The 14,534-nt window shown below is 64.6% G+C and carries 14 protein-coding genes; 6 read left to right on the plus strand and 8 right to left on the minus strand.

The genetic code is table 11. The annotated features are described in order from the left end of the window. The first annotated feature begins 1 nt into the window (after position 1). The 4 genes from NKI52_RS04715 to NKI52_RS04730 all read left to right on the plus strand — a co-directional run bounded on the left by NKI52_RS04715 (position 2) and on the right by NKI52_RS04730 (position 5,238). Complete coding sequence (locus tag NKI52_RS04715; RefSeq protein ID WP_352697203.1) at positions 2–1,165, plus strand: acyl-CoA dehydrogenase family protein; 1,164 nt, start codon at positions 2–4, stop codon at positions 1,163–1,165. A gap of 64 nt (positions 1,166–1,229) precedes the next feature. After that, a complete protein-coding gene (locus tag NKI52_RS04720) occupies positions 1,230–3,308 on the plus strand; it encodes an acetate--CoA ligase family protein (protein ID WP_352697205.1) in 2,079 nt (692 codons plus the stop codon). Continuing rightward, positions 3,301–4,083, plus strand: a complete 783-nt coding sequence (locus NKI52_RS04725) for a carnitinyl-CoA dehydratase (protein WP_352697207.1) — start codon at positions 3,301–3,303, stop codon at positions 4,081–4,083. Before NKI52_RS04720 ends, NKI52_RS04725 begins: the two co-directional genes overlap by 8 nt. A 216-nt stretch (positions 4,084–4,299) precedes the next feature. After that, positions 4,300–5,238 carry an alpha/beta hydrolase gene (locus NKI52_RS04730; protein WP_352697209.1) on the plus strand — a complete coding sequence of 313 codons (939 nt, stop codon included), beginning with the start codon at positions 4,300–4,302 and terminating at the stop codon, positions 5,236–5,238. A 46-nt stretch (positions 5,239–5,284) separates the two neighbouring features. Here the strand turns inward: NKI52_RS04730 and NKI52_RS04735 are convergent, their stop codons facing one another. The 3 genes from NKI52_RS04735 to NKI52_RS04745 all read right to left on the minus strand — a co-directional run bounded on the left by NKI52_RS04735 (position 5,285) and on the right by NKI52_RS04745 (position 7,144). Next, complete coding sequence (locus tag NKI52_RS04735; protein ID WP_352464611.1) at positions 5,285–5,551, minus strand: hypothetical protein; 267 nt, start codon at positions 5,549–5,551, stop codon at positions 5,285–5,287. 95 nt (positions 5,552–5,646) lie between these two features. After that, positions 5,647–6,432 (minus strand): DUF899 domain-containing protein, encoded by a 786-nt coding sequence (locus NKI52_RS04740; RefSeq protein ID WP_023677589.1) that lies wholly within the window; start codon positions 6,430–6,432, stop codon positions 5,647–5,649. Positions 6,433–6,589: 157 nt separating this feature from the next. Then, positions 6,590–7,144 carry an autotransporter gene (locus NKI52_RS04745; RefSeq protein WP_352568452.1) on the minus strand — a complete coding sequence of 185 codons (555 nt, stop codon included), beginning with the start codon at positions 7,142–7,144 and terminating at the stop codon, positions 6,590–6,592. Positions 7,145–7,243: 99 nt separating this feature from the next. Between NKI52_RS04745 and NKI52_RS04750 the strand changes: the two genes are divergently transcribed. Next, positions 7,244–7,990 carry a GntR family transcriptional regulator gene (locus tag NKI52_RS04750; RefSeq protein WP_352568454.1) on the plus strand — a complete coding sequence of 249 codons (747 nt, stop codon included), beginning with the start codon at positions 7,244–7,246 and terminating at the stop codon, positions 7,988–7,990. Positions 7,991–8,152: 162 nt separating this feature from the next. On the opposite strand, the gene NKI52_RS04755 is transcribed toward NKI52_RS04750, so the two are convergent. From NKI52_RS04755 to NKI52_RS04775, 5 genes are all read right to left on the minus strand, one after another. Then, on the minus strand, positions 8,153–9,811 hold the full coding sequence (locus NKI52_RS04755) for an FAD-binding dehydrogenase (protein WP_352568456.1): 1,659 nt from the start codon (positions 9,809–9,811) through the stop codon (positions 8,153–8,155). Positions 9,812–9,866: 55 nt separating this feature from the next. After that, positions 9,867–10,853 (minus strand): Gfo/Idh/MocA family protein, encoded by a 987-nt coding sequence (locus NKI52_RS04760; protein ID WP_352484691.1) that lies wholly within the window; start codon positions 10,851–10,853, stop codon positions 9,867–9,869. A 146-nt stretch (positions 10,854–10,999) separates the two neighbouring features. Beyond that, a complete protein-coding gene (locus NKI52_RS04765) occupies positions 11,000–11,575 on the minus strand; it encodes a YceI family protein (RefSeq protein WP_352568458.1) in 576 nt (191 codons plus the stop codon). 68 nt (positions 11,576–11,643) lie between these two features. Continuing rightward, complete coding sequence (locus tag NKI52_RS04770; protein ID WP_352568460.1) at positions 11,644–12,222, minus strand: cytochrome b; 579 nt, start codon at positions 12,220–12,222, stop codon at positions 11,644–11,646. Between the two features lie 60 nt (positions 12,223–12,282). Beyond that, complete coding sequence (locus NKI52_RS04775) at positions 12,283–13,173, minus strand: LysR family transcriptional regulator (protein ID WP_352568462.1); 891 nt, start codon at positions 13,171–13,173, stop codon at positions 12,283–12,285. 105 nt (positions 13,174–13,278) lie between these two features. On the opposite strand from NKI52_RS04775, the gene NKI52_RS04780 reads away from it, so the two are divergent. After that, on the plus strand, positions 13,279–14,274 hold the full coding sequence (locus NKI52_RS04780; protein ID WP_352697211.1) for an aldo/keto reductase: 996 nt from the start codon (positions 13,279–13,281) through the stop codon (positions 14,272–14,274). Positions 14,275–14,534 lie beyond the last annotated feature (260 nt).

Here is a 14,534-nt window from a genome sequence, read left to right on the forward strand (position 1 = left end):
CATGGATTTTGGTCTTTCGGAGGAGCAGAAGCTCATCGTCGAGACGACGCGGGCCTTCGTCGAGAACGAGCTTTACCCGCATGAGCGCGAGGTTGAACGCACCGGCGTGCTGCGCCGCGAGCTGATCGAGGAGATCAAGGCCAAGGCGATCGGAGCCGGCCTCTATGCCGCCAACATGCCGGCCGACGTCGGCGGCGCCGGGCTCGATACGGTGACCTGGCTGCTCTATGAAAAGGAACTCGGCCGCGCCAATTACGCGCTGCATTGGACCTGCGTGGCGCGGCCTTCGAACATCCTCCTTGCCGGCACGCCGGAGCAGCGCGAAAAATATCTGTTTCCCTGCATTCGCGGCGAGAAATGGGATTGCCTGGCAATGACCGAGCCGGGCGCCGGCTCCGATCTGCGCGGCATGAAGGCAACCGCCGTGCAAGACGGCGACGACTGGGTGCTGAACGGCACCAAGCATTTCATCAGCCATGCGGATCTCGCCGATTTCGCCATCGTCTTCATGGCCTCGGGTGAGGAAGAGTCTTCGCGTGGAAAACGCAAGAAGATCACCGCCTTTTTCGTCGACAAGGGCACCAAGGGTTTCACCGTGCGCGACGGCTACCGCAACGTCTCGCATCGCGGCTACACCAACGCCATCCTCGAATTCGACGATTGCCGGTTGCCGGCGAGCCAGGTTCTGGGCGAGGTCCACAAGGGCTTCGAGGTCGCCAATTCCTGGCTCGGCGCAACGCGCCTGCAGGTCGGCGCCACCTGCCTTGGCCGTGCCGAGCGGGCGCTTGGCCATGCCATCGAATACGCCGCGCAGCGCCAGCAATTCGGCCAGCCGATCGGCAAATTCCAGGGCGTGTCGTTCAAGCTCGCCGACATGGCGACCGAGCTGAAGGCCGCCGACCTGATGGTGTTCGAAGCCGGCTGGAAGTACGATCAGGGCACCGTCACCGACCAGGACATGGCCATGGCCAAACTGAAGGCCACCGAAATGCTCGCCTTTGTCGCCGACGAGGCGATCCAGATCCATGGCGGCATGGGGCTGATGGACGATTTGCCGCTCGAGCGCATCTGGCGCGACGCCCGCGTCGAGCGCATCTGGGAAGGCACTTCGGAAATCCAGCGCCACATCATCTCCCGGGCGCTGCTGCGCCCGTTCGGGGGCTAGAGCATGATCCCAAAAAGTGGAAACCGGTTTTTGGAAAAGATCATGCTCCAACGAAAAGATGACGATGCACAAACTTGAACGTCTTTTGCGCCCACGAACGATCGCGGTCTTCGGTGGCGCGCAGGCTGCCGCCGTCGTCGCGCAATCGATCAAGATGGGCTTTGCCGGCGAGATCTGGCCGGTGCATCCGAGCAAGGCCGAGGTCGCCGGCCGCAAGGCCTATCGCTCGGTGGCCGAATTGCCCGGTGCGCCGGATGCCGCTTTCGTCGGCGTCAACCGGCACTTGACCATCGAAGTGGTCAAGGCACTGGCCGAGCGCGGCGCCGGCGGTGCGGTCTGCTTCGCCGCCGGCTTCCTCGAAACCGAGGCCTATGACGAGGACGGCGAGCGGCTGCAGGCCGAGCTGGTCGCGGCGGCGGGCCAAATGCCAATCATCGGGCCGAACTGCTACGGGCTCATCAACTATGCCGACGGCGCGCTTTTGTGGCCCGACCAGCATGGCGGCATCAGGCTGCCAGAAGACGGTCGCGGCGTTGCCATCATCACCCAGTCGTCGAACATCGCCATCAATATGACGATGCAGAAGCGCGGCCTGCCGATCGCCTTTCTGATGACCGCCGGCAACCAGGCGCAGACCGGGCTTTCCGAAATGGCGCTCGGCCTGATCGAGGACGACCGTGTCACCGCGCTCGGCTTGCATATCGAGGCTTTCGATTCGGTAGCCGGCTTCGAAAGGCTGGCGGCACGGGCGCGCGAGCTGAAAAAGCCTGTCATCGCCATGAAGGTCGGCCGCTCCGAGCAGGCGCGGCAGGCGACCGTTTCCCATACCGCGTCGCTGGCCGGCTCGGACGCAGCGTCCGGCGCCTTCCTGAAGCGGCTCGGCATCGCTCGCATCGATTCGATCCCGGCCTTCATCGAGGCGCTCAAGCTGCTGCACGTCACCGGCCCCCTGCCCGGCTACCGGCTGTCGTCGATGAGCTGTTCGGGCGGCGAGGCGTCGGTGATGGCCGACAGCGCCGAAGGCCGCTGGGTGACGTTTCCGCCACTCACCCCCGAGCACCGCGCGCATGTCAAATCGACGCTCGGGCCGCTGGTCGCGGTGGCCAACCCGCTCGACTACCACACCTTCATCTGGAACAACGAGCCGGCGATGACCGCCACCTTCACCGCGATGGTGTCGGGCGGCTTCGACCTCAACATGCTGGTGCTCGATTTCCCGCGCCCCGACCGCTGCTCGGACACCGACTGGTGGGCGACGCTGCGCGCCTTCGAAGTGGCGCTGAAGACCAACAGCGCGCAAGGCGCGATCGTCTCCTCGCTGCCGGAGAACCTGCCCGAGGAATACACTGCCGGCCTGATGGCGCGGGGCATGGTGCCGCTGTTCGGCATCTCCGAAGCCATGGACGCCGCCCAGGCGGCGGCCTTCATCGGCTGGGCCTGGCGCGAGCCGCAGGCGCAGCCGATCGACACTTCGGCGTCCGGCGCGCCGGCCGGCGACCATGTCACGCCGGACGAGGCCGAGGCGAAGGCGCGGCTCATCGAGGCCGGGCTCCCCGTGCCGAAGGGCGAGCGCGCCGGCAACGCGGTCGAAGCTGTCATCTCCTCGATGGCGCTCGGCTTCCCGGTGGCGCTGAAGGCCCTTGGCGTCATCCACAAGTCCGAGCTCGACGCGGTCCGGCTCAATTTGAGGGATGCCGAATCCGTCAGCACCGCCGCCCACGATCTCGGCCCGCTCGGCACGGGCCTTTATGTCGAGCGCATGGTGCGCGACGGCGTCGCCGAGCTGCTCGTCGGCTTCACCCGCGACCCGATGTTCGGCGCGGTGATGACGCTCGGCACCGGCGGCGTGCTGGTCGAGCTGTTGCGCGACAGCGTCACGCTGATGCTGCCGGCGACCCGCGACGATATCGAGGCCGCTTTGCGCGGGCTGAAACTGTTCCCGCTGCTCGACGGCTATCGCGGTCGGCCGAAGGCCGATGTCGCAGCGGCAATCGATGCGATATCGGGCATTGCCGCTTTCGTGCAGCAAAACGCCGGCGAGATCGAGGAACTCGACATCAATCCGCTGATCGTCTGCACCGAAGGCAAGGGCGCCTGGATCGCCGATGCGCTGCTGGTGCTTGGAGACAAGAAGAATGTCTGAAATCATTTCGACCCGCCGCGAAGGCGCTGTCCTCGAAGTCACGCTCGACCGGCCCAAGGCCAATGCCATCGACCTGAAGACGTCGCGGCTGATGGGCGAGACTTTCAAGGCGTTTCGCGACGATCCCGACTTGCGCGTCGCCATCGTCAAGACCGCCGGTGACAAGTTCTTCTGCGCCGGCTGGGACCTGAAGTCCGCAGCCGGCGGCGACGCGGTCGACGGCGACTATGGCGTCGGCGGCTTCGGCGGGCTGCAGGAACTGCGCGACCTCAACAAGCCGGTGATCGCCTGCGTCAACGGCATGGCGGTCGGCGGCGGCTTCGAACTGGCGCTATCCTGCGACCTCATCTATGCATCGGATCACTCCTCCTTCGCCCTGCCCGAAATCCGTGCCGGCACGCTGGCCGATGCGGCGACGATCAAGCTGCCGAAGCGCATCCCCTACCATGTCGCCATGGACCTTCTGCTCACCGGCCGCTGGATGGATGTCGCCGAGGCGCATCGCTGGGGCCTGGTCAACGAGGTGCTGCCCAAGGAAAGACTGGAGGACCGCGTCTGGGAAATCGCGCGGCTGCTCGCCAGCGGCCCGCCGCTGGTCTTCGCCGCGATCAAGGAGACGGCCCGGGTCGCAGAATCGCTGACGTTCCAGGACGCGATGAACCGGGTGACGCGCCGGCAACTGTCGACGGTTGACGCACTCTACGGCTCGGAGGACAATCTCGAGGGCTTTCGCGCCTTTGCCGAGAAGCGCGATCCGGTGTGGAAGGGGAAGTAGTGGTATTGCAGGAATGATGGCGCTCACCCCCCTCTGTCCTGCCGGACATCTCCCCCTCAAGGGGGGAGATTGGATGTCATCATCGCTTTCGCCAATTGTCGACGCCGGAGAAAAGGCGGTTTCGCCGAAGCTGCCGATCTCCCCACTTGAGGGGGAGATGGCCGGCAGGCCAGAGGGGGGTGTTCACGCGGATTCATTGCGATCCATTCAGCGCCCATGACCGACTACAAAACCCTCATCGACGCCGAGACCTGGGCCTTCATCGAGCGGACTAACTCCTATTATCCGCCCGATACGATCGACTACACCGTCGCCGAGCAGCGCCAGATCTATAACCGGATGTGCCGCGAGTTCTTTGCCGGCTATCCCCAAGGCGTCACGGCGGAAACCACCGCCATTGCCACACCTTGGCACATTCCGATCCGCGTCTACCGCGCCCCGGCGCCGGAAGCGGCGGCGATGGTGCTTTATTTCCATGGCGGCGGTTTTATCCTCGGCGGGCTCGACAGCCATGACGACCTCTGCGCCGAGCTTTGCAGCCGCACTGGCTACGAAGTGGTTTCGGTCGACTACCGGCTGGCACCTGAACACCTTCATCCGGCCGCCTTCGACGATGCCATCAGCGCCTTCGAATGGGCGACGGCGACTTACGAGCGTCCTGTCCTGCTCTGCGGCGACAGTGCCGGCGGCAATCTCGCCGCCGCTGTCAGTCACGCAACGCGCGGCCATGCGCGCAAGCCGATCGGCCAGATTCTGGTCTATCCCGGCCTTGGCGGCGACAGCTCCGCCGGTTCCTACGTCACCCACGCGGAAGCGCCGATGCTTACCGCGCGCGACCTCGTTTTCTACAGGGACATCAGGACCGGTGGCGAGGATCGCACCGGCGATCTCACTCTGTGGCCGCTCGCCGACGCCGAGTTCGCCAATCTGCCGCCCACCGTCGTGATCACCGCCGAATGCGACCCGCTGTCGTCGGACGGCGAAGCCTATCGCGACCGCATCGTTGCCGCGGGCGGGCGCGCCTGGTGGCTCGAGGAGCCGGGGTTGGTGCATGGCTATTTGCGCGCCAGGCACACGGCCGGCCGCGCCCGCTCGAGCTTTACCCGGATTGTCGATGCGGTAGCGGTTTTGGGAAGGGGCGAGTGGATATGGTGAGGGATGTCTTCCCGACCAGAACGGGCCTTTGTCGGCCGGTACAGCTCTATTTGCGGCGGCGTCGCCGGCCGGAAACCTGCTTCAGCCAAGGTCCTAAATGAAAGCCGCTCATCAGCAGGTACATCGGGACCATGCCGCCCAGCGGTGACGCCTCTTGCCCGGTCGAGCACATCATGTCCGGCGCGCCGCCGAGAAGCGTCAGCAGCGCCATGGTTGCGAAGGTCGGCGCGGCCGCAAAGGACAGCCAATCGGCTGCACTATGGCCGGCCGGGGTCGCATCGCCGGTGGATCCGCCTGCATGAATCTCGCTCATGTCCGTAGTCCTACATAGCGAGCGGGATGCGGTCGAACCGTGCATCCCGCTCCATCCATTTGCCCTAGCCGCATTTCCGCGACGCCAAAGACGTTCTATTCGGTGCGGTTCCGGAACGCGGCCTCTCCGGCGTCCGACACCTCGACCCACTTTTTGTCGGGAACGGCTTCGGCGCCGTAATTGTCGTGCCAGTTCCACCACTTGTACGTCGGCGTCTGCGGATAGCCCTCGGGCGAATCCTCCCAAACCTCCTGGCGGCCGAGCGGCGACAGGTCGAGATAGCTCCATACGGTCCCCATCGCCTCGTCGCCGCGGTTGTTGATGAAGTAGGTACGGAACACGCGATCGCCATCGCGGATGAACACGTTATGGCCGTGCCATTCGTCAACGCCGAAGTCGGCATCGAAGCTGTCGGTGATGGTGTACCAGGGCATCTTCCAGTCCATCCGCGCCTTCAGCCGCGCAATGTCGGCCTGCGGTGCGCGCGAGGCGTAGGCAAGCGTGGTGTCGCGGGCGTTCAGATGGGCAAGATTGCCGACCTGGTCCGCCCCCAGCGAGCAGCCGCGGCAAGCGTGGTCGGGCCAGCCGAATACGCCGGGCTCGAAGAAAGCGCGGTAGACGATCAGTTGACGGCGGCCCTCGAACAGGTCGAGCAGGCTCACCTTTCCGTCAGGCCCTTCGAACGTATAGGTCTTCTCCACCGCCATCCACGGCATCCGCCGGCGCTCGGCGGCCAGTGCGTCGCGAGCCCGGGTCACGGTCTTCTCCTTCACGAGCAACTGCTGGCGCGCGGCCTCCCACGCGTCAGGCGAAACGACCGGTGGTGTCTTCATCGCGAGCCGCGTCGTCTGCTCGCCTGTGCCATTCTGATGTGCCGTCATTGTGCATCTCCCTTGCTGGTTTGTCGCCGCAGGCGCGACGGGTTGGGTCGTGAGCCAGGATAGGGGCGATAGCGGATTGGCGAGAGTGACAAGTGTGACGCGATTCCGACGGGTCCGCTGATCACGGCCAATTTCGCCGCCGGCGACGCCCCTGCGCTCATTCGTGCCCGGACTGCTGAATGGGCCGAGCGCCGGCCAGATAGCGGTCATTGTCAAACGGCTCGGCCTGGTTGCTATCCGGACTCCACAGCTGCCGGTGGGTTCGGGTAAGATCGCCGAGGTAGACATGCAGCGCACCCGATCGCGCACCGCTCGTATTCGCAACCGCATGAACGGTATTTGACGCCATGTGCACCACGGCAGGCGCTGCGATGTCCTGCCTTTCGGGAACATCGAGTTCGCTGCCGGCAACGGGATAGATGAAGTTCGTCTCGCTGCCCTTGTAGATGCCGATCAAGGCATCCATCAGGTGGTTGTGAGGCGGGTACTGCAGGCCGGGCGACAGAGTGATGTGATAGATCGTCAGGTTCGGACTCGCATGCAGAAGCACCTCGTCGTCGTCTTCTTCGTGAGCGAGTGTTCCCGATGCGTGAAAGCGGTTGGTGTAGTCGCCCAGGACCGTCCTTACCGCTTCGAGGGGATCTGGCCCTTTCGCTGCATTGACGATATCATCGGCAACGGCGTAGAGGGGCGAGTTGGCGGGTAAAGGCATATCAGTTATCCTCCCTGAGATGCTCAGATTATCAATCTGAGATGCTCACGCTAGCGAATGCTGATGCCAGCGTCAACGGGACAGCCAGACGGACAGAATATGAAAACGACGAAGTTGACCGCCGAACCGGCGAGGCCGGCCACGGTCGAGGCGACAGCACTGTCAGCCGCCGACGTCCTTCGCAGGGAACAGGCATATGAGCAGCTGAGGAACGACATCATTGCCTGCGTGTTGCGCCCCGGCGAAGCGCTGACGGAGAAACAGATCGGTGATCGATACCAGATCAAAAAGGCGACCATCCGCGCGGCCTTGGCCCGCCTGATGCAGGAAGGACTGGTCAGGAGCGAGCCGCGCCGCGGCTACGTCGTTGCAACGCTCAGCCTGCGGGATGTCAACGAGATCTTCGATGTCCGCAGCTTGATCGAGCCGGAAGTGTTCAGGGTGGCGGCATCGAACATGACCGAGCGCGGGCTCGAGGATGTCAGGCTGGCAGCGCAAAAAGTGCTGAAGCCGGAGACGTTGCGCAGTCACGTCGCATTCCTTGCGGCCGACCGTGCCTTTCGTCTGGCCCTTGCGGAGCTCTCGGGAAATTTACGACTGGCGCATCTCCTGGACCAGATACTCGACCAGTCGGCGCGGGTTCTCCACCTCGGCTTCAAGTCCCGCGACTTCACCCAGTTGATCATCGGCCAGCAAAAGGAGCTGGTCCTTGCCTGCGAGGCAGGCGAGGTTTCCGCCATCGTCAAACTTGCCCGTTCGCAGTGCCTGTCTCTCAAGAAGCAGGTGCTCGAGGCTTTGCTTGCCGGTTCCAAGCTTCAAGACGTCAATTTGCAGCCCTTCGCCTAGAGCGGTTCCGGTTCTCCTGGAACCGGCAACCCGCTCTAACCATCTGTCTTGCCGCATTTATGCGGACGCCAAATGATTCCATTTGGCTGCAAAATGCTCTAAGGGAAGTTGGCCATTCGGTGCAATCGCCACCTTGGCGCAACGGCTGTCCCCGGCCTTGTTTTATGCCACAATCCGCGCGGCCGCCCGTCCGGCACTGCGGCCGGAAAAGATGCAGCCGCCAAGAAACGTGCCTTCGAGCGCTGCATAGCCGTGCATGCCGCCGCCGCCGAAACCGGCGGCCTCGCCCGCTGCGTACAGCCCCTCGACTGGTTGGCCGCCGGCGCCCAGCACGCGGCTGTCGAGGTCAGTCTCCAGCCCACCGAGCGTCTTGCGGGTCAGGATGCTGAGCCTGACGGCAATCAGCGGGCCATTGGCGGGATCGAGCAGCTTGTGCGGTCTTGCGGTGCGGATCAGCCGGTCGCCGAGATAGGCTCGCGCGCCGCGCAACGCAGTAATCTGCATGTCCTTGGAGAACGGATTGTCGAGCTGCCGGTCGCGGGCGCGGATTTCGCGCTCAACCTGCGCCAGTTCGAGCAGCGGCTCGCCGCCGGCCACTGCGTTCATGCGGGCGACCAGCGCCGGCAAATCAGGCTCGACGATGAAATCCTCGCCCTTCTCCATGAACGCCTTGACCGGCGCGGGCACGCCGCTGGTGGCGCGGCCGAGCACCTGGCGCCAGCTCTTCCCCGTCAGATCGGGGTTCTGCTCGGAGCCCGACAGCGCGAACTCCTTCTGGATGATCTTTTTGGTCAGGATGAACCAGGAATGATCGAAGCCGGTGCTCATGATGTGGCTGAGCGTGGCCAACGTGTCGAAGCCGGGATAGAGCGGGACCGGCAGGCGCTTGCCGCGCGCATCGAGCCACAGCGATGACGGGCCGGGCAGGATGCGGATCGCATGATCGGTCCAGATCGGTGCCCAGTTCCTGACGCCCTCGACATAGTGCCACATGCGGTCGCGGTTGATCAGCCGGCCGCCGGCGGCTTCGGCGATCGCCAGCATGCGGCCGTCGACATGATCGGGAACGCCAGTGATCATGCGTTTCGGCGGCGCGCCCATCCGCTTCGGCCAATTCTCCCGGACCAGCTGGTGATTGGCACCGATGCCGCCGGAGGCGACGATGACGGCCTGCGCCTTCAGCTCGAAATCGCCGGTGATCTCGCGCGAGCTCTTGCGGCCGCGCTCGGCATCGCTCGCCGCCAATAGGTCGCCGCGCACGCCGTCGACGACGCCGCCCGTCCGCGTCAATTCGTTGACCCGGTGACGGAATTTGAAGCGGATCAGCCCGCGTTTCTCGGCCTCGCGCACGCGCTGCACGAACGGCTCGAGCACGCCAGGGCCGGTGCCCCAGGTGATGTGGAAGCGCGGCACCGAATTGCCGTGGCCGACGGCATTGCCGCCGCCGCGCTCGGCCCAGCCGACCACCGGAAAGAATTTCAAGCCGCGCTGCATGAGCCAGGAGCGCTTCTCGCCGGCGGCGAAGCCGAGATAGGCCTCGGCCCAGCGGCGCGGCCAGAGATCTTCCGTGCGGTCGAAGGCTGCGGTGCCCAGCCAGTCCTCGAGCGCCAGCTCATACGAATCGCGGATGCGCATGCGCCGTTGTTCGGGCGAATCGACGAGGAAGATGCCGCCGAGCGACCAGAATGCCTGGCCGCCAAGCGACTGCTCCGGCTCCTGCTCGACAATGATGGCCTTCTTGCCGGCCGCAGACAGTTCGGCCGCCGCGACAAGGCCGGCAAGGCCGGCGCCGACAATGATCACATCCGCATCGTCGGACATCTATTTGGCCATGATCTCGTCCAAAAACCGGTCCCGTTGTGGGATCATGGCCGGCCTAGACTGTTTCCCAGCCTTCCTTCTCGCCGGCGCGGAAGATGGCATCGATGACCTTCTGGTTGAGCACCGATTCTTCCAGAGTGAAGACGCGGTCCTTGCCGCCCTGCGCAGCCCGCGCGAAGGCCTCGACTTCCAGCCGGTATTGCTGCGTGCCGGGAAAGCGGAACACCTGCGCCTCGCTGTGGTTCTGGTTGTGCAGCTCGACGCGGTGATGGTCGTAGAGCCCGGCGTTGAACGGTGAGAACACCTCGATGAAGCCCTTCTCGCCGTGGAAGACCATCACCTGGCGTGCCGCCATCTGCGTCGACAGGTAAAACGACAGCTCGAAGTCGCCGAAATCGGCGCGGATCGAGGAATAGATGTCGGTGCCGAACGTCTTGTCGCGCTCGATCGTCGCCTGGACGCGCAGCGGCTCCTTGCCGGTCGAAAAGCGTGTCGACACTGTCGGGTAGACACCGATGTCGGGCAGCGCGCCGCCGCCGAGATCGAGCTTGTTGCGCATGTTGTTGGGGTCGACATTGTAATAGGAGAACGCGCCCTGGACATGGCGCAGCCGGCCGATGGCGCCGTTGGCGATCAGCTCGCGCACCTTGATCCATTGCGGATGGTAGACGACCATGAAGGCTTCGCAGACCAGCACCTTCCTGGCATCGCGCAGCTTGATCAGCGGCGGAATGTCCTTGGCATCGAGCGCCAGCGGTTTTTCGACCAGAACATGCTTGCCGGCCTCGATCGCCTTGGCCGTCCATTCGACATGCTGCGAGGTCGGCAGCGGAATGTAGACGCCGTCGATGTCACTGGAGGCGAGCAGCTCCTCATAGGAGCCGAACGCGTGGCGCGCACCGAAGCGTTCGCCCAGCGCCCGCGCTTTCGACAGATCGCGGCTGGCAATCGCGGACAGCACGCCGTTCTCCGCCTCGACGATTGCCGGCAAAAGCTGCTCGCGGCCGATCTTGGCCGTCGACAAAACACCCCATCGGAACATCAGATTTCTCCTCTCGATTGCAGGCCTGGAGGTTTGCCTGAAATCGGCGGAAAAGCCAATGCGGGAGCATGGCGGCGAACAGGGCGATCATCTGCGGCTTGTCCGGATGCCGGCGCTGCCCTTGCGGAACCCCGGTCCTGCAAAGACTATCCCCGCTTGCCGGTCAGCGTCATGTCGAAGTCGACGACGTTGGAATAAATCGGCGTGCCGACATCCATGCCGTAGCGCGACCGCAGCACCTTGCCGGTGACGTGGAATTTTATCGTGCCCGCCTTGAGGCCGCCGAGATCGGCGGTGAATTTTTCCTGAAAGGTCTTGCCGCGCGCCGTCAGCCTGCCGGTAACCAGGGCTGACGTGTCGCCGGTCCGTTTGACGCTGGTCGAACGGAACTGGATCTCCGGATTGTCGGCCGCGTCGAACACCGCGTCCGAGCGAAGAAAGGCATCGATGCGGCTTTGGCCGGTACCGACGCTTTCGGGGAAGATGGTGAAATTGACCTGGGACCGGCCGACATCGCTGTTGTCGATCAGGATACTGCCCTTGAAGCGGGCGAAGGCGCCGTCGAGCCCGCCGCCGCCGAGCTTGCCGATGGAGAAGTGGATGCTGGAACTCCCCGGGCGGATGATGTAGCTGCCGGCCGCGTCGCCGAGGGCAACGGCGGCGAAAACAGGCATGGCAAAACAAGCGGCGGCGGCCGCAAATCCGAAGATGCGCGCGTACATGGAAATGGTCCTCTTGGCAGGCAACGCTTTCTTGCGTCCTCGCCCCATCAACGAATGAGCCGTCCGCTCTATTCCCTGTCGTGATGTGACGAAGCCGTGATCATGCGCGTCAGCACGGTATCCCTCAGCCAGAAATGATGGCGCAGCGCTGCGGCGAGATGCAAAGCGACAAGTCCGATGCCGGCATAGGCGAGATACCAGTGCGTCGCTGCCCAGAAGCTTTCTGCCGTGTCCGATTCACCGAGCGGCAGATTGGGCATGACGAACAGATTGAACGGCACGCTCGGGATCTCCAGCACCGAGACCGAGACCAGCGCCCAGCCGGACAACGGCAGAGCGAGCTGAAACGCATAAAGCGCGAGATGGACCAGCGGCGCCGCACGGCGCTCGAAAGGCCCGACCGAGCGCGGCAGCGGCGGGGCCGGTCTGCCTAGGCGCCAGGCGATGCGCAGGATGACCAGTCCAAGCAGCAGGAAGCCGAAGGATTTATGCAGCTGGATCAGCTCGAAGGCGGTGCGCTGGCTGGACAGCCGCACCATGACGAAGCCGAGCACGAACTGGCCGATAAAGAGCGCCGCGATCAGCCAGTGAAGGATGATCGCCGTCCAGCCGTAGCCGGCCGTCTGGTTTTTGGGCAGTGCTGACATGGTCGGTGAACGAATGCCAGGTCGGCTTTCTTCCACCTCTCCCTTGTGGGGAGGGTTGGCTTACTCGCCGACCTTGAAAAAATCGACAAAGGCCCTGAGCGCCGGCCGCATCTGGCGGCGGCTGGGGTAATAGACGAAGAAGCCGTCGAAGCGCGGGCACCAGTCCTCCAGCACGCGAACGAGCTTGCCGGCGGCGAGCGCGTCGCGGACATAGTCCTCGAACACGAAGGCGAGCCCGGCGCCGTCGACTGCGGCGTTGGCAATCAGATGGTCCTCGTCGAGGATCAGCGGCCCTTGCACCGGTATCTCGATCTCCTCGCCGTTTTGCTCGAATTCCCAGCGGTAGAGAATGCCGCTGGAGAAGCGGAAGCGGATGCAGCGGTGAGCGGCGAGATCGCGCGGATGCTGCGGCTTGGGCATGGTCTCGAAGTAGGCTGGCGCGCCGACCACCGCGCCGCGAAGGTCTGGTCCGATACGCACCGCGATCATGTCGCGCTGCAGGCTCTCGCCCAGTCGCACACCGGCATCGAAGCCGCCCTCGACCACATCGGTGAAGCGGTCCTCGATGACGATCTCCAGCACGATGTCGGGATAGGCAGCAGCAAAGGCGCTGAGCCTTGGCGTCAGCGCCAGATGGGCGGCGGTTCGCGGCACCGTCAGCCTGAGATTGCCCGCCGGCCGGTCGCGCGCCTCAATCGCCGATTCCAGCGCCAGGTCGATTTCCGACAGCGCCGGCCTGAGGCGCTCGAGCAGTTGCGCGCCCTCCTCGGTCGGAGCGACGCTGCGCGTGCTGCGCGCCAGAAGGCGCACGCCGAGGCGCGCTTCGAGGCTGGACACCGCGTGGCTGACCGCCGATGGCGCGATTGCCAGTTCCTTGGCGGCGCCGCGAAAACTGCCGCATTGGGCGACCATTGCCAGTACCGCGAGCTGTGAAAGATGGGTTCGCTTCATTGATCTATTTCTTGGAACAGCCCGTGCAAATGAGAGCCGATTATCGAACTCGGCGCAAGACGCTATCTCTGCGGCATCACAACCATCACAACAAGGAGACACGTGATGCAAACCCGCAAGCTTGGCAATAAACTTGACGTCTACCCGGTCGGCCTCGGCTGCATGGGGATGAGCTTTGCCTATGGTGGCCAGCCGGAGGCGGAGGCGATTGCCACGCTGCGCCATGCCGTCGAGATCGGGGTCAATTTCTTCGACACGGCCGAGGTCTATGGCCCTTACGAGAACGAAATCCTGGTCGGCAAGGCGCTGAAGCCGGTGCGTGACAAGGTGACGATCGCAACCAAATTCGGCTTCAAGATCCTCGAAGAAGGCAGCGGCATGGAGCGCATGGCCGGTGTCGATAGCCGCCCGGAGCATGTCAAGGCGGTGGCCGAAGCGTCATTGAAGCGGTTGGATACGGAGGTGATCGATCTCTATTACCAGCACCGCGTCGACCCCAACGTGCCGATCGAGGATACGGTCGGCGCCATGGCCGAGCTGGTGCGCGAGGGCAAGGTGCGGGCGCTCGGCCTGTCGGAGGCGAGTGCGGCGACCATCCGCCGGGCGCATGCCGTGCACCCGATCGCCGCCGTGCAGAGCGAGTATTCACTGTGGAGCCGCGATCCGGAGGGGGAAGTGTTTGCCGTCTGCCGCGAGCTCGGCATCGGCTTTGTCCCGTATAGCCCGCTCGGCCGCGGCCTGCTCACCGGCACGATCGCCAAGCCCGATGTTCTCGGCGCCGACGACTGGCGCCGCGGGTTGCCGCGCTTCCAGGCCGACGCCATGGCGGCCAATGCGGCGGTCGTCGCCGTGCTGGAAAAGATGGCCGCCGGGAAGGGCGTGACGCCGGCGCAGCTGGCGCTCGCCTGGGTGCTGCATCAGGGCGACTTCATTGTCCCGATCCCTGGTGCCCGCAAGATCCGACATCTCGAACAGAATACGGCGGCAGCCGATATCGTACTGAGCCAGGCCGAGGTGGCATCCATCGGCGACGCCCTGTCGCCGGAAAAGGTGGTCGGCAAGCGCTATACCGAGGAGCTGCTGGCGCTGGTCAACGGGTGAACGGCAATCGACGGCGCAATCGAAACGGGGCGTTTCGGCACCCCTTTTTGACTAATACGGTGCGATGCAAAGCGTTGTGAGACCTCGGCGCGAGGCACCCCCTCTGTCCTGCCGGACATCTCCCCCTCAAGGGGGGAGATTGGCAGTTCCCGCGCCCTCCCCGCCCTTCCGGCGCCGGTGATTGGCGAAAGCCGAGGCGACATCCGATCTCCCCCCTTGAGGGGGAGATGCCCGGCAGGGCAGAGGGGGGGTGCCTCGCG

This window comes from Mesorhizobium sp. M0590 (genome assembly GCF_040320905.1).
Lineage (GTDB): Bacteria > Pseudomonadota > Alphaproteobacteria > Rhizobiales > Rhizobiaceae > Mesorhizobium.